Origin of the sequence: Mycobacterium sp. D16Q16, assembly GCF_002013745.1 — a bacterium.
In the GTDB taxonomy this organism is placed as follows: domain Bacteria; phylum Actinomycetota; class Actinomycetes; order Mycobacteriales; family Mycobacteriaceae; genus Mycobacterium.
Genome location: NZ_MAEY01000021.1, coordinates 24,003 through 42,901, shown reverse-complemented (window position 1 = coordinate 42,901; position 18,899 = coordinate 24,003). Strand labels below are relative to the sequence as shown.

General features: G+C 65.0%; 20 protein-coding genes. 5 read left to right on the top strand and 15 right to left on the bottom strand.

Going from position 1 to position 18,899, the window contains the following annotated elements:
- Window positions 1-23: 23 nt before the first annotated feature.
- From B4394_RS19435 to dop, 6 genes are all read right to left on the bottom strand, one after another.
- Window positions 24-1,211 carry a hypothetical protein gene (locus tag B4394_RS19435; protein WP_078315994.1) on the bottom strand — a complete coding sequence of 396 codons (1,188 nt, stop codon included), beginning with the start codon at window positions 1,209-1,211 and terminating at the stop codon, window positions 24-26.
- Window positions 1,208-1,567 (bottom strand): hypothetical protein, encoded by a 360-nt coding sequence (locus B4394_RS19430; protein WP_078311723.1) that lies wholly within the window; start codon window positions 1,565-1,567, stop codon window positions 1,208-1,210. Before B4394_RS19430 ends, B4394_RS19435 begins: the two co-directional genes overlap by 4 nt.
- 137 nt (window positions 1,568-1,704) lie before the next feature.
- Window positions 1,705-2,517, bottom strand: coding sequence for a proteasome subunit alpha (prcA, locus tag B4394_RS19425; RefSeq protein ID WP_078315993.1), 813 nt, complete (start codon window positions 2,515-2,517; stop codon window positions 1,705-1,707).
- The gene (gene prcB, locus B4394_RS19420; RefSeq protein ID WP_078311725.1) at window positions 2,514-3,383 is read right to left on the bottom strand and encodes a proteasome subunit beta; all 870 of its coding nucleotides are present in this window, start codon (window positions 3,381-3,383) and stop codon (window positions 2,514-2,516) included. The genes prcA and prcB overlap by 4 nt, the downstream gene beginning before the upstream one ends.
- The gene (locus tag B4394_RS19415; protein WP_030095612.1) at window positions 3,380-3,574 is read right to left on the bottom strand and encodes a ubiquitin-like protein Pup; all 195 of its coding nucleotides are present in this window, start codon (window positions 3,572-3,574) and stop codon (window positions 3,380-3,382) included. The genes prcB and B4394_RS19415 overlap by 4 nt, the downstream gene beginning before the upstream one ends.
- Window positions 3,575-3,664: 90 nt before the next feature.
- A complete protein-coding gene (dop, locus tag B4394_RS19410; RefSeq protein ID WP_078292068.1) occupies window positions 3,665-5,161 on the bottom strand; it encodes a depupylase/deamidase Dop in 1,497 nt (498 codons plus the stop codon).
- A 92-nt stretch (window positions 5,162-5,253) separates the two neighbouring features.
- Here dop and B4394_RS19405 point away from each other — a divergent pair, with 92 nt between their 5' ends.
- Window positions 5,254-6,078: a class I SAM-dependent methyltransferase gene (locus B4394_RS19405; protein ID WP_078315992.1), complete on the top strand. Its 825-nt coding sequence runs from the start codon at window positions 5,254-5,256 to the stop codon at window positions 6,076-6,078.
- 78 nt (window positions 6,079-6,156) lie between these two features.
- Here B4394_RS19405 and B4394_RS19400 read toward each other — a convergent pair whose 3' ends face one another.
- From B4394_RS19400 to B4394_RS19375, 6 genes are all read right to left on the bottom strand, one after another.
- Complete coding sequence (locus B4394_RS19400) at window positions 6,157-7,215, bottom strand: aminotransferase class I/II-fold pyridoxal phosphate-dependent enzyme (RefSeq protein WP_078311727.1); 1,059 nt, start codon at window positions 7,213-7,215, stop codon at window positions 6,157-6,159.
- Window positions 7,194-8,207, bottom strand: coding sequence for a 3-oxoacyl-ACP synthase III family protein (locus B4394_RS19395; RefSeq protein WP_078311728.1), 1,014 nt, complete (start codon window positions 8,205-8,207; stop codon window positions 7,194-7,196). Before B4394_RS19395 ends, B4394_RS19400 begins: the two co-directional genes overlap by 22 nt.
- Window positions 8,204-8,863 carry an SRPBCC family protein gene (locus tag B4394_RS19390; protein ID WP_170915044.1) on the bottom strand — a complete coding sequence of 220 codons (660 nt, stop codon included), beginning with the start codon at window positions 8,861-8,863 and terminating at the stop codon, window positions 8,204-8,206. Before B4394_RS19390 ends, B4394_RS19395 begins: the two co-directional genes overlap by 4 nt.
- A complete protein-coding gene (locus B4394_RS19385; protein WP_078315991.1) occupies window positions 8,850-10,583 on the bottom strand; it encodes a thiamine pyrophosphate-binding protein in 1,734 nt (577 codons plus the stop codon). The genes B4394_RS19390 and B4394_RS19385 overlap by 14 nt, the downstream gene beginning before the upstream one ends.
- Before the next feature lie 154 nt (window positions 10,584-10,737).
- Window positions 10,738-11,484 (bottom strand): anti-sigma factor family protein, encoded by a 747-nt coding sequence (locus B4394_RS19380; protein WP_078311730.1) that lies wholly within the window; start codon window positions 11,482-11,484, stop codon window positions 10,738-10,740.
- On the bottom strand, window positions 11,481-11,963 hold the full coding sequence (locus B4394_RS19375) for a sigma-70 family RNA polymerase sigma factor (protein WP_078292053.1): 483 nt from the start codon (window positions 11,961-11,963) through the stop codon (window positions 11,481-11,483). The genes B4394_RS19380 and B4394_RS19375 overlap by 4 nt, the downstream gene beginning before the upstream one ends.
- 149 nt (window positions 11,964-12,112) lie before the next feature.
- Between B4394_RS19375 and B4394_RS19370 the strand changes: the two genes are divergently transcribed.
- The gene (locus tag B4394_RS19370) at window positions 12,113-13,261 is read left to right on the top strand and encodes a hypothetical protein (RefSeq protein ID WP_078311731.1); all 1,149 of its coding nucleotides are present in this window, start codon (window positions 12,113-12,115) and stop codon (window positions 13,259-13,261) included.
- Here B4394_RS19370 and B4394_RS19365 read toward each other — a convergent pair.
- Window positions 13,258-13,863, bottom strand: coding sequence for a maleylpyruvate isomerase family mycothiol-dependent enzyme (locus tag B4394_RS19365; protein WP_286142118.1), 606 nt, complete (start codon window positions 13,861-13,863; stop codon window positions 13,258-13,260). The genes B4394_RS19370 and B4394_RS19365 overlap by 4 nt on opposite strands.
- Before the next feature lie 142 nt (window positions 13,864-14,005).
- Here B4394_RS19365 and B4394_RS19360 point away from each other — a divergent pair, with 142 nt between their 5' ends.
- Window positions 14,006-14,872 (top strand): class I SAM-dependent methyltransferase, encoded by an 867-nt coding sequence (locus B4394_RS19360; RefSeq protein ID WP_078311733.1) that lies wholly within the window; start codon window positions 14,006-14,008, stop codon window positions 14,870-14,872.
- A 24-nt stretch (window positions 14,873-14,896) separates the two neighbouring features.
- Here the strand turns inward: B4394_RS19360 and arc are convergent, their stop codons facing one another.
- Window positions 14,897-16,714, bottom strand: a complete 1,818-nt coding sequence (gene arc / locus B4394_RS19355) for a proteasome ATPase (protein WP_078311838.1) — start codon at window positions 16,712-16,714, stop codon at window positions 14,897-14,899.
- Window positions 16,715-16,859: 145 nt separating this feature from the next.
- Here arc and B4394_RS19345 point away from each other — a divergent pair, with 145 nt between their 5' ends.
- Both B4394_RS19345 and lppK read left to right on the top strand, forming a co-directional pair.
- Entirely contained in the window at window positions 16,860-17,405 is a 546-nt protein-coding gene (locus B4394_RS19345) for an MTB12 family secreted protein (protein ID WP_286142117.1), read from the top strand.
- 35 nt (window positions 17,406-17,440) lie between these two features.
- Window positions 17,441-18,025, top strand: coding sequence for a lipoprotein LppK (gene lppK / locus B4394_RS19340; RefSeq protein ID WP_502688537.1), 585 nt, complete (start codon window positions 17,441-17,443; stop codon window positions 18,023-18,025).
- Here the strand turns inward: lppK and B4394_RS19335 are convergent, their stop codons facing one another.
- Window positions 18,026-18,871, bottom strand: a complete 846-nt coding sequence (locus B4394_RS19335) for a tRNA (adenine-N1)-methyltransferase (RefSeq protein WP_078311735.1) — start codon at window positions 18,869-18,871, stop codon at window positions 18,026-18,028. It abuts the gene before it with no gap.
- Between the last annotated feature and the right edge of the window lie 28 nt (window positions 18,872-18,899).

The following is an 18,899-nucleotide window of genomic DNA, read 5'->3' as shown; positions in this document are numbered from 1 at the left end:
ACCCAACCCCTCAAGGGTCCGACTCAGCGCGAACGAAACCCACGCCGGCCGGGCGGCCCGAAATCGTCGTCGGCGATATCGCCCTCCCATAACCCGATGACCGGGGCGGAACCCTTGGGCAACTCCCCCAGCAGCTCTCGAGTGTTGTCGCTGTTGACGAGATACCTCGGGCTGTAGTGCTCGTTCTCGTCACCGCGCCGCTGGTTTGCGTGCGCCGGATAGGCACCCATCATCGGCATCATCGCGCCCCACCCCCGTGTCGCCGCCCCCGCGCCGATACCACCACCACTGGCCACCGTGGGTCCCGCGCCGATCGCCGGCATCCGGTCGGGAGCAAGTGGCTGCCGGCTCGTCGGTGTCGCCGATTCGAACCCAGCACTGCGGGTTGGGTTCTCACGCCAGAGTGGATCGCGCATCCAGTTCTGGCCCGCATAGACATCGTCCTCACCAAACTCGTCCGTCTCCGATCCGGAGGACGTGCCCACCCCGAAGTCTCTGCCCCGGAATGGATTACCCGGTGTTCCCGCCACCGTGAGAGGCAGCTGCAGCGGCATACCGCTGTGGGCCGGGGGCACCGCCGACTGCGGGTTCAACTCCGCGCCCCACCGCGCCAGGAATTCCCCGGCCCGCTCGGCCTGCTCATCCGCCGGCCGGTCGGGCACCGCATCCGCGTCGGTGCCGGACCCGAACCGGAGTCGTTCCCGAGGGCCGATCAGCTTGGCAACCGCATTACCGGCCTGCACCGCCGGGCCGCTGTACATGGTGCGCACCTGGGCCAACGCCTGCTCCCACCGGTCGAGGTTCTCGGCGACCGGCGTTGCCCACCCGAGGTCCACACCCATCCGTCCGGCCGGGGCATTGGCGGGCGGGGACGCGATCTTCTGTTGCAGTTCACTCGTCGCCCCTGCCAGCACCTCCAGGCCAGCGGACAGCGTGAACGCACGCCGGAGCGCAACACCCGAGTGTTCGACGTACGCCCGCATGGTGCCCAGTGCTGCCTGCGCCCCGGGGCCATCCCAACTCTCGTCGATCATTGCGGTCACATCCTCCAGAAAGGTTGCGAACAGCGAATCAAGCTCCCCCAGAGCGCTTTTCCATTCGTCGGCGATGCGCCTGATACCCGCGGGCGCCATCCGCGCCTGCATGTCCATGATTGATTCGTGGCTCCACTTGTCGCCATGCCATTCATCGGGCCGTACGGTGCCGCTCATCGCGCCGACGTCCGGGAGCGCTCAGCGGAGCACCTGTCAGTTTCCAGGTAGGCATCACCGATGCGCCGGAAGGTCTCGGCGAACTCGGTGAGCGCCGTTCGGTGCTGCTCGAGGACGGCGGCCAGAGATCCCGTCGGCGCCCGGACCGTGTCATGGACGACCCGGCCCCACCCTCGGCCTTCTTCACAGTCGCCGAAGATGGCATGGCTGACCGGCGCGAACGTGTCGAGGCGCGCGATCACCCCCGCAAATGAGCTCCGCAGCAGCTCACAGCGGGTGGCTAGCGCCTCACAGGTACCGTCGGCGAGCCGCAGCGTCGAGAGATCGATGTACGTGTCCTGATCGTTGACGGACATTGCTACTCCTACCTGGTGCAATACGGGTTCGATACCAGGTAGGAGTAGCCGACATACGCGTGCGGTTTCATCGATTTCAGGCTGTGGATAACTTCCGGGACGAGGGGTTAGCCCCTCGCGGGCCGACAGCGCGCGAGCTAACTGTCCTTGGAGTCTTTCGAGTCTTTGGAGCCCTTGGTCTCCTTGGAGTCACCGGACTCGGGTGCGGGATCACCCCCACCCTCGGTTTGCCCTGGTGAGAAGTCCTCGGGCAGAAGCGCTTCCAAGGCCGCGCCCTTGATTCGCCGGAACGCACGCCGTGGACGGCTCTGCTCCAGCACCGCGACCTCCAGGCCACCCAGCACCCGGCCCTCCGCGGAGCCATTGGCCGCACCGGCCCCGGCCTGCAGTGCCTTCACCGCGAAGCCCACCGCGTCCTTGAGCGTGGCCCGCTCGGCGTAGCTCTCCTTGAGCGAGTTGATCACCGGCTCGGTGTTCCCGCCCATGACAACCCAGTGCGGCTCATCGGCGATCGACCCGTCGTAGGTAATCCGGTACAGCACCGGCTCGGTGTCCCGGCCATGGTGGGCCACCTCGCCGACACACAGCTCCACCTCGTACGGCTTGGCCTGCTCGTTGAAGATGGTGCCGAGCGCCTCGGCATAGATGTTGGCCAGCTGACGTCCACTCACGTCCCGGCGGTCGTAGGCATAGCCGCGCATATCGGCCCACTGAATACCACCGCGGCGCAACCGGTCGAACTCATTGAACTTTCCGACGGCCGCGAAACCCACCCGGTCGTACACCTCGCTGACCTTCTGCAACGAGTTGGACGGGTTCTCGGCGACGAACAACACTCCGTCGGCGTAGGTGAGCGCCACTACCGATCGACCGCGGCTGATTCCCTTGCGCGCCAGCTCTGAACGGTCGCGCATGAGCTGCTCGACCGACGCATAGTACGGAAAGGTCATGACTTACCTCCCGATTCACGCAATTCTGACTCGGCACGTGCCGCTTCTGTCCGCTTCTCGATGACCTCGCGCGCGATGCGTTCGATGTCCGCCTCGGGCACCCGGACCGCTCCCCCGGAATCGATCCGAACGGCCGTCGGGAACACCCGGCGCACCAGATCCGGCCCGCCCGTTGCCGAATCGTCTTCGGCCGCATCGTAAAGCGACTCCACGGCCACCGCCAGGGCACCGAGCGCGTCGCCGCCGGGCTTGTACAGCTTCTTGATCGAGGACTTGGCGAACATCGAGCCCGACCCCACCGCCTGGTAGCCGTCGCTCTCCACGTGCCAGCCACCGGCCACATCGAAAGACACAATGCGCCCAGCGGTTTCACCGTTCGGGTCGTCGATGTCGTAGCCCACCAACAGGGGCACCGCCACCAGACCCTGCATGGCCGCCGCGAGATTGCCGCGCACCAGTGCCGAGAGCCTATTGGCCTTACCGTTGAAGGTCAGCGGCACACCTTCGAGCTTTTCGTAATGCTCCAGCTCGACGGCGTACAACCGCGCGAATTCGACGGCGATGGCAGCGGTTCCAGCGATGCCGGTCGCGGAGTAGTTGTCGGTGATCTGCACCTTGTCGATATCGCGGTTGGCGATGTAGTTGCCCTGAGTGGCGCGCCGGTCACCGGCGATCAGCACACCGCCGCGGTAGGTGAGCGCCACGATGGTGGTGCCGTGCGGCAGGTTCGCGATCACGTCGCTTGTCGCCCTTCCGACCGCCGGGAGTAACTCCGGGGCCTGAATCCTCAGGTACTCGGAGAACGACGAAAGGTGCGAGTGTCGGGTGAACTGCTGGGGCGCGATCGAGTCATCGCGCCAGATCACTGGCCACCCTTTTGGACGTACGCCCGCACGAAGTCTTCGGCGTTCTCTTCCAGCACGTCATCGATCTCATCGAGCAGATCGTCGGTGTCCTCCGCCAGCTTTTCGCGGCGCTCCTGCCCGGCCGGTCCTCCCAGGTCGGTGACATCGTCCTCGTCACCGCCACCACCGCGCTTGGTCTGCTCCTGCGCCATCGCTGCCTCCTGACTGCTAGGTCGGTTCTGTTCAGCCTACCGGGCAGGGCCGACGGCGTGACGTTTCGCTGGCGTGCGTCGCCGATCGCGTTACGTGGTGAGCTGATCGACCAGTTCAGCCGCCGAATCGACCGAGTCCAGCAGCGAGCCCACGTGGCTCTTGCTGCCGCGCAGCGGCTCCAGCGTTGGAATCCTGACAAGCGAATCCCCGCCCAGGTCAAAGATCACCGAGTCCCAGCTGGCGGCGGCGATATCGGCGCCGAAGCGGCGCAGGCACTCGCCGCGGAAGTAGGCACGCGTATCCGACGGAGGACGAGTCACCGCGTCGAGCACCTGCTGCTCGGTGACCATCCGCTGCATGGATCCGCGGGCGACCAACCGGTTGTAGAGCCCCTTGTCGAGGCGTACGTCCGAGTACTGAAGATCGACCAGGTGCAGGCGCGGTGCCGACCAGCTCAGGTTCTCGCGCTGCCGGAAACCCTCCAGCAGTCGCAGCTTGGCGGGCCAATCCAGCAAGTCGGCGCATTCCATGGGATCGCGCTCCAATAAATCGAGCACCTTGGCCCACACCTGCAGCACATGGTCGGCCTGCGGATCAGGGTCGCGGGACGCGACCAGCTCGGCTACCCGCTCCAGGTAGATGCGCTGCAGCGCAAGCGCTGTCAGCTCTCGGCCGTCCGCCAGCGCCACAGTGGCCCGCAGCGACGGATCGCGACTGATCACATGCACCGCGTACACCGGCCGGGCCAGGGCCAGATCCGACAGGTCAGCCCCGGATTCGATCAGGTCGAGCACCAGGGAGGTGGTACCCACCTTGAGGAATGTCGAGGTCTCGGCCAGGTTGGCGTCCCCGATGATGACGTGCAGCCGCCGATATTTGTCGGCGTCGGCATGTGGCTCGTCGCGTGTGTTGATGATGCCCCGCTTGAGGGTGGTTTCCAGGCCGACCTCGACCTCGATGTAGTCGGCCCGCTGCGACAACTGGAAGCCGGAGTCGTCACCGGAGGGCCCGATGCCCACGCGACCAGAACCTGTCACAACCTGGCGGGATACGAAGAACGGGGTGAGGCCCGTGATGATCGCCGAGAACGGCGTCTGCCGGTCCATCAGGTAGTTCTCGTGGGTGCCGTAGGAGGCGCCCTTGCCGTCAATGTTGTTCTTGTAGAGCTGCAGCCGGGCCGCGCCGGGCACGCTGGCAACGTGTCGCGCGGCGGCCTCCATCACGCGCTCACCGGCCTTGTCCCAGATGACGGCGTCCAACGGATTGGTGCATTCCGGCGCCGAATACTCCGGGTGCGCATGATCGACGTACAGGCGAGCACCGTTGGTGAGGATCATGTTGGCCGCCCCGACCTCGTCGGCGTCCACGATGGGGGCCGGGCCGGTGGTGCGCCCCAGATCGAAGCCACGGGCGTCACGCAGCGGCGACTCCACCTCATAGTCCCAGCGCGTGCGCTTGGCCCGCTGGATCCCCGACGCCGCGGCGTAGGCCAGCACCGCCTGCGTAGAGGTGAGGATCGGGTTGGCGGCAGGGTCCGTGGGTGACGAAATGCCGTATTCAACCTCAGTACCGATGATCCGTTGCATGACGTTCAGCCTAGAGAGGTGAGGCTGAACACCACGCCGGGGACTGTTCAGACTCCTCTGCGTGCCACCGAATCGGCATTAGCGTCGGCCTCATGAGCCACCCCGAGAAGATTCATGTCGATCTCAGTGGAGCACCGCAGACGATGCTGGCGACGTTCTATGCCAAGGCGCTGGATGCCGATCTGCCCGAGCCGATCCTCGGCGACCGGCTGGCCCGCGATATCGCCGACCGCATCGACTACGACTGGTCCAAGACGACCATCACCGCGGGCAGGTCCCCCGCCGTGACGACTCGCTCCGCGCACTTCGACAGCTGGGCCCGGGCCTTTCTGTCCAGACACGCCGAGGCCGTCGTGCTACACCTGGGGTGCGGTCTCGACGGTCGCTTCTTCCGGCTGAACCCTGGCCCGGGAATCGAGTGGTACGACGTCGACTATCCCGATGTGGCGTCACTGCGCAGCCAGCTCTACCCCGCGCACGACAACTACCATGTCGTTTCCGCATCGGTGACCGATCCGGCGTGGCTCGCACATATTCGGGGCGACCGCCCGGTCCTGGCGATCGGCGAAGGGCTGACGATGTACCTGACGGAGGCCGACGGCATCGCCCTGTTTCGCCGCATCGTTGATCACTTTCCCTATGGGGAACTGCAATTCGATGCGTTCAACAAGTTCGGCATCAAGACACAGTGGTCGAATGCGGTGGTCCGACGTTCCGGGGCGACGCTGCATTGGGGCATCGACCGCCCCGCGGACCTCCTTGGCGCGATACCCCGGCTGCAACTACTCCGCTGGGAGTCACCGTTTGATTCGGAGGCCTTCCAGCGGACCAAAACCACGTATCGGCTTCTGGCGAAGGTGATGTCACTGTCTCCGACGTTGCGATACATGGCGCAGTATCACCGCTACGCGTTTTGAGAAGTGGGGGTTGGCCGCGGCGGTCCTTGCCGTTTCGGGGCCGGCAATCGGGGGGACGGATCGCCGCGGCCAACCAGTCTATGACGCAGGTCTACTCATCTGGGGCGCTGCGCCTTCGCCAATCTCGTCGACCTCCAGCAGCCGCCGCGCGACGATGGCCATCTCGCGCGGATCACCGACCGTGAGCCGAACACCGCCATCGGGATATTCCTTCGCGACAACGTCATCCGTTCCCAGGATCGACATCCAGGGCTCACCATCGCCACGCGCGGGCAGGTACACGAAGTTGGCATGGGAGTCCGGAATGTGCGCACCCATCTGCGCGAGCCGTTCCCGGAGCTGATCACGTTCGTAGACAATGGAATCGACCCGAAGCCGCAACTCATCCTCGGCCGCGTAGGACGCCGCAACCGCCACCGCGGCCGCACGGTTCATGCCGAACGGAAGCTGGTATCTACGAATGACACCACAGACCGCGGGAGCGGCCAGCCCGTAGCCGATGCGCAACCCCGCCAACCCGTATGCCTTGGAGAATGTGCGCAGCACCACCAGGTTCGGGTGCGCCGCGATCAGCCTCGGAATGTCCAGATGCGCATCGGGATCCACGAATTCGATATAGGCCTCGTCGAGAATGACGACGCTGGTCGGCGGAGCCTGACGGACAAACTCATAGACCTGATCGGCAGGTATCAGCGTTCCGGTCGGGTTATGTGGCCGGCACAGCACCACGGCGGCGGCATCGGCATCATAGGCCGCTCCCAGTAGCTCATCCAGATCAGTCATCCCATTGTCCGCCAGCGGGATCGGCACCTGGATCAGTCCGGCGATATCGGCCAGTATCGGGTAACCGTCGAATGTCGGATGCGCGAAGACCAAGGAATCGCCCGGCTGACACAACGCCTGCAACACCTGCAGCGCAACCCCGGTGGCCCCGACACCCACCACCACTTCCTCCGGTGTCATACCGACACGTTCGGCGATCAATCTCGGGAGCACCACAGGCAGAAACTCCGGGTACCGATTCACCTCCGCAATGTCATGCCTGAGCGCATCGCGCACCGACGGCAGTGGACGATAGGGATTTTCGTTCAGCGCCAATCGGAGCGGACTGATCGTCACAGACCCCTCCCGCCCCACCGCACGGCCGCGGCCGCCGCGTAATCACCGGCGTGGGCGAACCCCGCCAGCATCACGGTGTCGCCGGCCTTGACCTGCCCATCGGAGATCGCCTGATCGAGCGTGTGCGGGATACCCACCCCGAACAGGTTGCCGCACTCGTCAAAGGTATCGGGGTGCTTCTCCCGGGGCAGCTGCAGGGCATCACGCCAGTTCCGCAGGAAGATCCGGTTTGGCTGGTTGGTCACCAGTGCATCGAGATCCGTTGACGGAACCCCGATTCGATCACAGACCGCCAGCGCCACCTCGGGCACCATCCGGTTGCCGCGGGCCAGCACCTTGCTGATCTTGTGCTCGGTGAACGCCACCCGCCCCTGCCCAGGGCCGGCCTCCCAGTACTTGCGATGCGGCGTGACCGCGTAGGTCATGTCTCCCGCGAACTCACCGAAGTTCCGCGTCTCGATACCCAAAACCGGCGAGCCCCCTTCCCGGGTGATCAGCGCCGCGGTGGCGCCGTCCCCCGGTATCGAGGCCTGTGCGGTGGAGCGCACTTGCTCTTGCACAAAGATCTGGCCCGCCGCGTTCTGCATGTTCACGATGAGCGCCGAGCGGGCGCTCGACGAGGCCATCATCTGTTGCACAAGCTTGAGCATCAGAACGAACGACACGCAGCCGCCGTTGTGCACGTCCAGAATCCACTCCGGGCGGATCTGCAGCCGGTTCGCCACCTCTCCACCGCATCCCACGAAGGGTAAGTCGGGCAACTGGGTATGCGTCAGCAGAATGTCCACCTCGTCCAACACACTGTCCCCGTGCCGGTCCTTGAGACCGGCGACCGCACGCTCGGCCATATCCACCGCGGATTCGTCGGCGGCGACGTGATGCCGATGAGCCGGGCTGCGGAACATGACGTTCTCAGCCAGGTCATCATCCTTGGCGTACTGGGCGAAATAGTCGGCGCTGACCCGGTTCTCGGGAAGATAGCTGGAGATATCGAAGATGCTGACGGTCATTTCATCCACTCCGGAACGATCGGCAGCCCATGGCTGTGGCGGTATTCGGCGATGGCCTTGAGATTCAGCAGCTCCAACAGATGGCCCGCGCCGAACATGTCCCAGAAGTCCCCTACCCACGGCTTACGTTGTGGAGGAGCGGTTTCCGGATACGGATTCTCGTCGTAGAACGGGTGGTGGCAGTTGGTCCACAGCACGACGGAGCCCGGCTTGTTGAGCACCACCTGCGCGTCGACCACCCGCATGAGGTAGATCATCCACAGGTGATCGCCCTGATCCCAGGCACAGTGATAATCAACGGTTCCGGATTCGGCGTTCGACTCGGTGCGGGTATAGATCAGCGTGTCCGAACCCAAGCGGTCATGCGCGACCCACAGCCCGGCTTCATCGGTTTCCTCGAAACCGCGCAGGCTGTAGGTCCACTCCTCCAGGCAACGGGTATCGGAGAGGTATCGATGCAATTCGTCCGGCGGGCAGTCCACATACTCCTGGACGGTGCAAAACGGTCCGAACACCTGATCATGCGGATACACCGATCGCATCATGTCCATGATGATCGGTGTCGCCTTCTCGCGCGGCGAGGTCTCGATGCGGTGCACCCCGGGCAGCGCATCCTCGGTGCCGGCATCGGCGGCGATATCGCTAAGCGCGGGCAAGGCTTTCAGGCCAGGCTTGGATGTTTCGGTAATCGTGTCGGTCATGTGTTTTCTCCTTAGCGATTTCGGATGACAGGAACGGAGCAAACGGGGGTATCTCGTCGGTAGAGCAGATGACCTCCACCACGGAAGGACCGCTGTGAGCCATCGCCGCATTCATGGCGGCCTCGAGATCGGCCACCGTACCGGCCGAACGGCACATCAGGCCGGGGAACATTGCCGCCAGCCCGGCCCCGATGCGCGAGGGCGAGAACCGGTTGAAGCTGTATTGCCCTCCGTAATACAGCTGTTCGCGGGTGACACACATGGCGTGCGCGTTGTTGTTGACGATGACGAAGGTCACCGGCAATCGATGTTCGATTGCCGTGTGAATCTCCATGCCGTGCATGAAGAATGCACCGTCGCCCGCGACCACCACGGTGCGGCCGCCCCGCGCGAAGGCGCAGCCGATGCCTGCGCCGAAGGCATACCCCATGCCTCCCATCCCGAGGGCGACGACGTAACGCCCCTGGTGCCGGGCGCCCAGATAGTGCACCGCGGCAGCTCCGGTGTTGCCGGCGTCGATGAAGATATCCGCCTCCGCGGGAATCACCCGGTCCAGAACATGCATGCCATCGTGGTACCTGACACCTTCGCCGTCATGTGCGGGCGGTTCGAGATGAGCTGGTGCGTAGATCGTTTCACTGTCCGGGCAGTGGGCGCGCGCCGGTAGGGCCGCGGCGAGCTGGGCCAGTGTCGATGCCAGATCCTCGGTGTGCAGGTGCCGCGATGCGATGTGCGGTGTCGCCGAACCGACCGAGAGCACCGGTGTTGTCGAGAAGTCGACGCCCCCACGAGTCATCACGGGCATGGTGGTCCCGACGCACACACACGTCACACCGTGGTGCATGATCCTTTCCACCGCTGGGTGTCCCATGACCCCGATGACACCCAGCAGTCGCGGATCCTCGCCGTCTACAGCATCTTTGGCGTCGGGAGATACCGCGACAAAGGCGTCGAGACGATCGATGAGATCAGACAGCTCGTCACGGGCATTGTGCCGCGCCACCTCCGGGCCGGCCACCACCAAGATCCGGCCGGGTGTATCGGCCAGATGCTCGGCGAAATCGGCAAGCTGGGCCGGCACCGCCCCGGGCCGAGCATGCGGCTCCCGCATCTGCGGCAGCGACCTCAGGCGCGCCTGCTGAACATCTTTAGGTATCAAGAGCACCGCGGGCAGGCCGTCCCGGACCGCCGCCAGGGCATGGCTAAGCGCCTCGGCGATGTCTTCCGGGTGCTCCACGCGGGCGCAGTAGCCGGAGATGGGACGGAAAACCGCCTCCAGGTCCATGCTTCCGGCACGCCCACTCCCGTCCTGAAACGCGCCGTTACCTTCCAACGGGCGGGGCGGCTGACCCACGATCGCCAGGACGGGAACCCTGCTTGCATATGATTCAGCAAGCGCGGGAACAAGATTGACAGCACCACCGCCCGACGTGGCGGCCACTACGCTCATCCTCGACGTGGCGCGCACGTAGCCGTCGGCCATCGTGCCCGCCGAGAACTCGTGCTTGGCGACGACGGCTTCGATACCGGGTGTGTAGTGCACGGCATCGTAGAGATCCTCGATGTTGGCGCCGTCGACTCCGAAGAGGTAGTCGACATCGTGGTGACGCAGCTCCAGCGCGAGCCAGTCAACCACTCGTATGTTCCCGTTCCCGGCACATATCGGCGTGGTCATGACTAGTACACGACTGTCACACGTGACCGGTTCAACAATCCTCGAGAAAAAGTGATCGAGTTATCTCAATCATGTGATGGCGCAATATGAATCGAGTTTCAGGTGGTGCCGATATGGGCACGTCAAAGCATCACGAGCCTGACGCCTGGGGACTTCAGCGGCGCAGTTCGAGGAACACCAGCGGAGCCGAGTCGCCGTGATTGTCGATCACCTGGACGCTCTCGATCTGATCCTGAGCCATCGGAACGGTCGTCGATGTCATCATCGCGGAGCCCGGCTTGGCCGTCCACGAACTGGCAATGATGTTCCCGCCTTCGCGGGTACCGATCCGCAGCGCGTACGGCGCCGCCGAGTCGTCGGCATCGTTTCCGTACGCCGGATAGCTGCACCACATTTCGATACGAGTCCCGGCACCGTCACGGACAATGGCCACTTGCGCGCTCAGCGGTGATGGCGTCACTTGACGCATCGGCTGCCAATGCTCGCCCGAGGGCAACGAACCCGCCGCGACATTCATCGGCGCGGGCCGGTGATACCACGGTGGCGGCACCAGTGAGACCGTCAGCGCCACGGCCGCGGCCACCGCGACGGCGCCCACATACGCGAGTCGGCGCACGGCACTCTGCCGTCGCCACCGAGCCTGCAGCTTGGGCCACAGAGCCTGGACCGGGCAGCTGGTGGCCGGCTTCGCGAGGGCCGGAGGGTCCTCGAGTTCCATCTTCTCGGCGTAGCCGCGGTCGACCTTGGACAGCAGGCCGGGCATGGCGGTGACCTCCGACAGAGCGCGCTGGCAGCTGGCGCAGTCCACCAGGTGCTGCTCGTACTCACGCCGTTCGGTCGACGAGAGCGCGCCCAGCACATAGGCGGCATCCCAATCGGCGTAGACATGTTCGATAGTCATCGCGTGACCCCCATTTCCTGCAGCGACAACCGCAGCGCACGCACGCCGTAGTGCAGGCGTGATTTGACGGTACCTTCGGGCACCCCCAGCTCAGCGGATATGTCGGCGACTGAACTCCCGCGGTAGTACGCACGCAGGATGACGGCTCGGTGATCCGTGGACAGCGTGCGTAGCGCCTCGGCGACCAGCCACGCGTCCAGCGTCGCATCCACCTGGTCGGGGGACGCGAACTCAGGTGTCTCGGCGGTGGCTATCTCGCTACGAAAACGGGAGCTACGCGCGTTATCGCGGACCAGATTGTGAGCAACCGTGAAGAGCCAGGCGCGCGCAGATCCTTCGGTCTGGTTGACCAGTGTTGGATGCCGCCAGGCGCGTAACAGCACCTCTTGCACGATGTCCTCCGACAGCGCCGAGTCGTGGGTCAGATACATGACATAGCGATGCAGCGGGCCTGCGTACTCGTCGTAAAAGGCCCGCATAAGACTCGATGAGCCATTGACGCCGATGCCTTTCGGCCCAGCCTGCCCATCCGCCATGGAACACCTCCGACGGTTACACGAACCGACCGCCCGATTGGTTCAAAGTACGCCCGTTTTGCCTCATCGAACAGCCTTGTCATCATGTTCGGATGCGCAATCTCGAGGACATTCACGAATGGTTCCTGTCCCGGGGCCTACCCGTGGTGCTGGACCGGCGGGTGCGCTCCCGCGAGCTCCTCGACCGCGCCGCACCCATGATCGGAGTGGCCGGCGCGGGCGTCTCGCTGTATGAATTGCTCTCCACCGACAACGACACCCGCTCGATCATGCTGATGGCCCTGCTGATCCTGCTCGCCCTGCTCATGGCGGCGCAGCCGCTTGTGCTGACGGCGCTGCAGCGCCTTGGCACCGTCCGCGCCGACTCGGTGCGCCGCGCCTTGTCCTGGCTCGTCATCACGATCTTCGTGATCGTGCTGCCCCTCGCCGACACCGGCTCGTGGAGATCGGCCGCCGCGATGATGCCCGCGTTCCTGCTCGCCGCGCTGGTACTGATTTGGCTGACATATCTGGGCGCCGGATCCATTGGTCTGTGGGCGCTGCGTTACGCCTCGACGCAGTTCGGCGCACTCGCCACACTCATGTCCCGCGCGCTACCGCTGCTCATGTTGACCGTGGTGGTGTTCTTCACCGGCGAGCTCTGGCAACTGTCGGCACGCATTACCCGGGAAAGGCTATGGCAGACCATTGGTTTCCTGGCACTGACGGCGGTGGCCTTCATGGCGGTGACGGTGCGCGACGAGCTGTCCGGCCTGCGCGAGAACCGTGCCGGACAACCGGCCACCGCGGCACTGCTGGTGGGCACGCCACTGGCCGACCTCTCCGATGATGAGGTACCTCGTCTGGAATTGAGGTGGCCGGAACGCCTCAATGTGCTGCTGGTGATGGTGGTGTCACAGGCCATCCAGGTCGCGTTCTTCACCGCCGGAGTGTTCGCCTTCTTCATGCTGCTGGGTATCGTGGCGGTGCCACACGACGTGATGGCCCTGTGGTCCAACGAGGCCGCCTGCGCATCCGGGGCGGCGCCACCGTGCGCGGGCACCTGGTTCGGGATCCGGATCGGAGTGCCGCAGACGCTGATCCATATGGCGTTGTTGGTCGCCGTGCTCTCGGGGTTGTACTTCACGGTCAACAGCAGTGTGGACCCCCAGTACCGCAGCCGCTTCTTCGAACCGCTTATCGCCGATGTGGCGATCAGCCTGGCCGGCCGCGACGCATACCTCGCGGCCACCCGCGCCTAGCGCATGCGCCGGGTCAGGGTGGGCACGCCGTCGCCGTCGAGCTCACCGATCACCACCGGGCGCCCTGCCATCGCCAACACCAGCGCCTCTCCGGTGCCACGCACCTCCGGCCCGGAACCTTTGGCCCAGTCGACATCGGTGGCCACAAACCGCAGTCCCTTGGTGTAGCGCTTCGGGTGAGCACCAAAGTCCGGATGATCCAAGGCGAAGACCAGCCGGTCCGTGGGGATGGCGCGCGGTTTACCCAACGGCCTCCTGATGTCCTGCTGGTGCACCATGGCGTCGGTATGAAGAGCCGCGGGCGCCATCTTGCCGAAAGCTCCGGGTTGAACCGCCGACTCGAAATGGCGCAACAGTTCCTGATTCGATAGATGGCCGGTGCGTTCCAGCAGTGCATCGTTGAGCTTGTCGATCGATGGGTTGCGCAGCGCGGTTCCCAGATACGCACCGAGCGATACCGCGTCGACACTGGCATGTGCCACCACATCGCGGACCCGCCACCCCGCACACAGTGACGGCGCCATCCAGTCGTCCTCGGTGAGCGTGTGCAGGAATTCGGCCAGGCTGGCGCGCTCGGCGGAAAGCATGTCTCGGGGTTTCATGTGTCGTCCTTTGGGGCTGACGTCGGGCTGTACTCGCCATGCTAGGAAAACCACGCTGACCAGCACCGCCGTCGCCTGCCAGGCACTGCCAAACAGTGCCAAAGCATCATCGTGAGCCCACCGGGCTTTCTATCCTCGCGCTATGCCCCCACGTCGACTGGACCACACCGCAAGCCTGACCGCGCAATTCAATGCCTGGCAGCGCGCCGCCGAGTCACTGCAACCCGGCGCCCTGCTCGATGATCCGCAGTCCGCCTGGTTCGTGACGCACCCGCTGTTCCGGCTCGGACTCACCTCGCCGACGACCGCGCGGTGGGGACTGCGACTGCTGGACCGGTGGTGCGGTGGTCTGCACGCCCACATCATGGTGCGCCGGCGGGTTTCCGATGACGAACTGCGGGCAGCGGCGGCGTCCGGCATCACCCAAGTGGTTGTTCTCGGCGCCGGATTTGACACCAGCAGTCAACATCTGGGGTCGCTGCCCGTCACCGTGTTCGAGGTCGACGCGCCCTCGACGCAGCAAGACAAAAGGCGTTTGTTGGAACACCGCGGCGTGCAGCCACGATGGGCACCCTGCGATTTCGAGCGGGACGATCTGACCACCAGCCTGCACACCGCGGGATTCGATGCGGCGGCGCCGGCGCTGGTGATCTGGCTCGGCGTCACCTACTACCTGACGGTGCCCGCACTGGAATCAACACTGGCGCAACTCAAAAACCTCTGCGCTCCGGGAAGCCGGCTCGTGATGGACTACGGCGATCCAGACATCGTCGGCCACGACAGCCCCCGGCCGATGGTGCGTCGAGTATCGAAGTCCGTCACCCGGCGGGGCGAGCCTTATCGCACCGGTATGACCGCGGCCCGCGCCGACGAACTCCTTGCGCGCCAAGGCTTTCAGACAGTGGCGCACCAGCGCGTGCCCGGGCTCCTGGACCGCTACGACCCGACGAACGCGCGTCGTCTCGCGCGCGGCGATTGGAACGCGGTGCTGACAGCTCAGCGCGTGTGAGCTGTCAGCACGCCGCACAGAGGTCTACAGGTACTGGCCCAGGCTCGATTCGGTGTCGATCGCACGGCTGGCGCTCGAGCTCTTGCCGGTGACCAGCGTGCGGATGTAGACGATCCGCTCGCCCTTCTTGCCCGAGATCCGTGCCCAGTCATCCGGATTGGTGGTGTTGGGCAGATCCTCGTTCTCGGCGAACTCGTCAACGATCGAGTCGAGCAGATGCTGGATCCGCAGACCCCGCTGACCGGTCTCCAGCACCGCCTTGATGGCGTTCTTCTTCGCGCGGTCCACGACGTTCTGGATCATGGCACCGGAGTTGAAGTCCTTGAAGTACATGACTTCCTTGTCACCGTTGGCATAGGTGACCTCCAGGAACCGGTTGTCGTCGATCTCGGCGTACATCCGGTCCACGACCTTCTCGATCATGGCCTTGATGGTCAACCCGCGATCACCACCGAACTCGGCGAGATCGTCTTCGTTCACCGGCAGCTTCTCGGTGAGGTACTTGGAGAAGATGTCCTGCGCCGACTCGGCGTCCGGCCGCTCGATCTTGATCTTGACGTCCAGGCGGCCGGGCCGCAGGATCGCCGGATCAATCATGTCTTCACGGTTGGAGGCGCCGATGACGATGACGTTCTCCAGGCCTTCGACACCGTCGATCTCGGAGAGCAGCTGCGGCACCACGGTCGTCTCCACATCAGAGCTGACACCGGTACCGCGGGTGCGGAAGATGGAGTCCATCTCATCGAAGAAAACGATGACCGGCGTACCGTCCGAAGCCTTTTCGCGGGCTCGCTGGAAGATCAAGCGGATGTGCCGCTCCGTCTCACCGACGAACTTGTTGAGCAGCTCCGGGCCCTTGATGTTCAGGAAGTAGGACTTGGCCTCGCGGGAGTCGTCGCCACGCAGCTCTGCCATCTTCTTGGCCAGCGAGTTGGCAACGGCCTTGGCGATGAGGGTCTTTCCGCATCCGGGCGGCCCGTACAGCAGCACACCCTTGGGCGGACGCAGGGCGTACTCCCGGTAGAGATCCTTGTGCAGGAACGGCAGCTCCACCGCGTCGCGGATCTGCTCGATCTGCCGGGTCAGGCCTCCGATGTCGCTGTAGCTGACGTCCGGCACCTCCTCCAGCACCAGATCCTCGACCTCGGCCTTGGGGATCCGCTCGAAGGCATACCCGGCCTTGGTGTCAACCAGCAACGAATCGCCGGGCCGTAGCTTCCGCGGCTTGAGATCCGCTCCGTCGGCGTCCTCGGACACATCCGAGAGGTCCGGCGCGATCAGCGGATCGGCCAGCCAGACGATGCGTTCCTCGTCGGCATGTCCCACCACGAGCGCGCGGTGACCGTCGTCCAGCAGCTCGCGCAGCGTGCTGATCTCACCGACAGATTCGAAGTGGCCGGCCTCGACCACCGTGAGCGCCTCATTGAGGCGCACGGTCTGGCCCCGGCGCAGCTCGGCGGTCTCGATGTTGGGCGAGCAGGTCACCCGCATCTTGCGGCCCGAGGTGAAGACGTCCACCGTGTCGTCGGCCTGTACGGCCAGCAACACGCCGTAACCGCTCGGTGGCTGGCCCAGCCGGTCAACTTCCTCGCGCAGCGCCAAGAGCTGCTGACGGGCCTCCTTGAGGGTGTCCATCAGCTTGGCGTTCCGCGCATTCAGGGAGTCGATGCGGGCCTCAAGCTGGTTCAGGTCGCGCAGACGGCCGGTATCCCCGGCGCTCGCTCCTCGCTGAGTCGCACTGTCTTCCAGCTCTTGGCGAAGCGCCGCAATCTCTCGGCGTAGCCGCTCTAGCTCGGCGGCATCCGGTGTGCCGAACGCCTCTGAACGCTCCGACTCACTCATGATGTCCTCCTTTCCCACACCGAGAATTGGTGCGGTGGATACTTCAACGCTACCGGCGATTGGCCGGTCATGCGGGGTCTACCCGTTGTCTGTGACGTCTACGCTGTTAGCGTTCGTCACATTCAGGTCGATCGAAAGGACAACCGTGAGCTCACAAACCGGTATGTCGGGGGTCGCCATGCTGGGTTTACTCGCGGCGGCCGCGGTTGGCTTGGCAGTGCCAATGGGCGAGCCGACAGCCAGCTCTCCTAGCCCGACAGCAACGATCGCGATACCCGCGGGCATCGCCCCCGTGTCGTGGGATATCCCGATGGACGTTCCTACCGATCCGGCCGATGCCACCCCCACGTCCGACGAGTTGAGTGGTTTGCTGTATTCCCTCGCGGATCCGGGCGTGTCGGCGCTCGCCAAGGGCGGTCTGGTCGAGGGCGGCATCGGTGCCGGTGAGGCGATCTACGCCGATCGCGCGTTCAAGAACGCCAACCGCGACGGGTTCCTGCCGCTGGCTTTCACGGTGTCCGACCTCAAACCCACCGGGCCGGGTCTGGCCTCGGCGGCGGTCACCATCACCGGACCCAAGACCCAGGCCTACACGACGAAGATCAACTTCGTGAACCAGGACGGCTGGAAGATCAGCAAGGCCTCGGCCATTTCGCTAATCCAGGCGGCATCCGGTAAGTCTGGAAGGTAGACGTAGCCGATATGCCGAATGGAGTCACCTGGATCATGGCCCGTCACCTTCAACTCGCAGTCATCGCAGCCAGCGCGGCTGTTCTCGCTCTCACCGCCTGCAGCAGCTCAAACGATAAGGCCGCCCCGGCCAGCCCGTCGGCGACGCAGCCCGCATCCTCGGCTGCCGCCGCCGCGGCCGTCCCAGATCATCCGCTGCCGGATCCGGCGGTGCTCACCGACGTCCTCAACCGTCTCGGCGATCCGAACCTGCCGGGCGCCGAGAAGGTCACCGCCGTTCAGGGCGCCACCCCCGAGCAGCTGGACAAGTTCACCAAGGCGATCGGCGACGCCGGGTTCTCGCCGTTGTCGTTCACCGTGAAGGATCCCAAGTGGTCGACGGAGACCGCGGGGGACGTCGAAGCCGTCGTGACCATCAACAGCCCGAGCCCCAAGATGGGCGGGTTCGCGGTGCCGATGTCGTTCTCACCCGAGGGCCAGGGGTGGAAACTGTCGAAGCGGACCTCCGACCTACTACTCAAGACCGGGACATCGCTCGCGGGTACCGCCGCACCACATGAGGCGCCTCCCGCCGGAGCGCCGGCCGCCGAGACACCGGCGGCCCCCACGCCTACCCCCTAGCTACACAGCGCTAGTCGGTAACCGTTTACGGCGCAGTGGCGTCGGGGTGATCGTGTCGGGTGCCAGGCGGCGCGCGCTGACCAAGAACGCGGTGTGCCCACGCATGCTGTGCTCCGGACGCACGGCCAGGCCCACGACGTTCCAGCCGCGCTGCATCGTCTCCCAGGACCGTGGCTCGGTCCAGCATTGCTGTTCTCGCAACGCCTCGACCACACGCGATAGCTGGGTGACGGTCGCGACGTAGACGATGAGCACGCCGCCGGGCACGAGCGATTCGGCGACCGCGGGCAAAGTCTCCCAGGGCGCCAACATGTCGAGAACCACCCGGTCGACGCCGCCCGCATCCGCGGGCCGCTCGCACAGGTCGCCCAGCACCAGCTCCCAGTTATCCGGCCGCTCTCCGAAAAACGTTGTGACGTTACGCACAGCGTGTTCGGCGTGATCCTCACGAATCTCGTAAGAGATCACCGTTCCCTCCGGCCCCACCGCTCGCAACAGCGAGCAGGTCAGTGCGCCCGAGCCCGCGCCGGCTTCCAGCACCCGCGCGCCAGGGAAGATATCGCCGTCGTGCACGATCTGCGCGGCGTCCTTCGGGTAGATCACCTGCGCGCCGCGCGGCATCGACAGCACGTAGTCGATCAGCAAAGGACGCAGCACCAAGAACTGGTCACCGTTGGCCGATTTCACGACACTGCCCTCGGGGATACCGATCACCCCGTCGTGCGCGATCGCACCACGATGGGTGTGGAACTCCTTACCGGGCTCGAGCACCATCGTGTAGTGCCGCCCCTTGGCGTCGGTCAGTTGCACACGATCGCCGACGACGAACGGTCCGGTTCGAGACATGCGCTCACCTTGCCAGGTATGCGTTGCC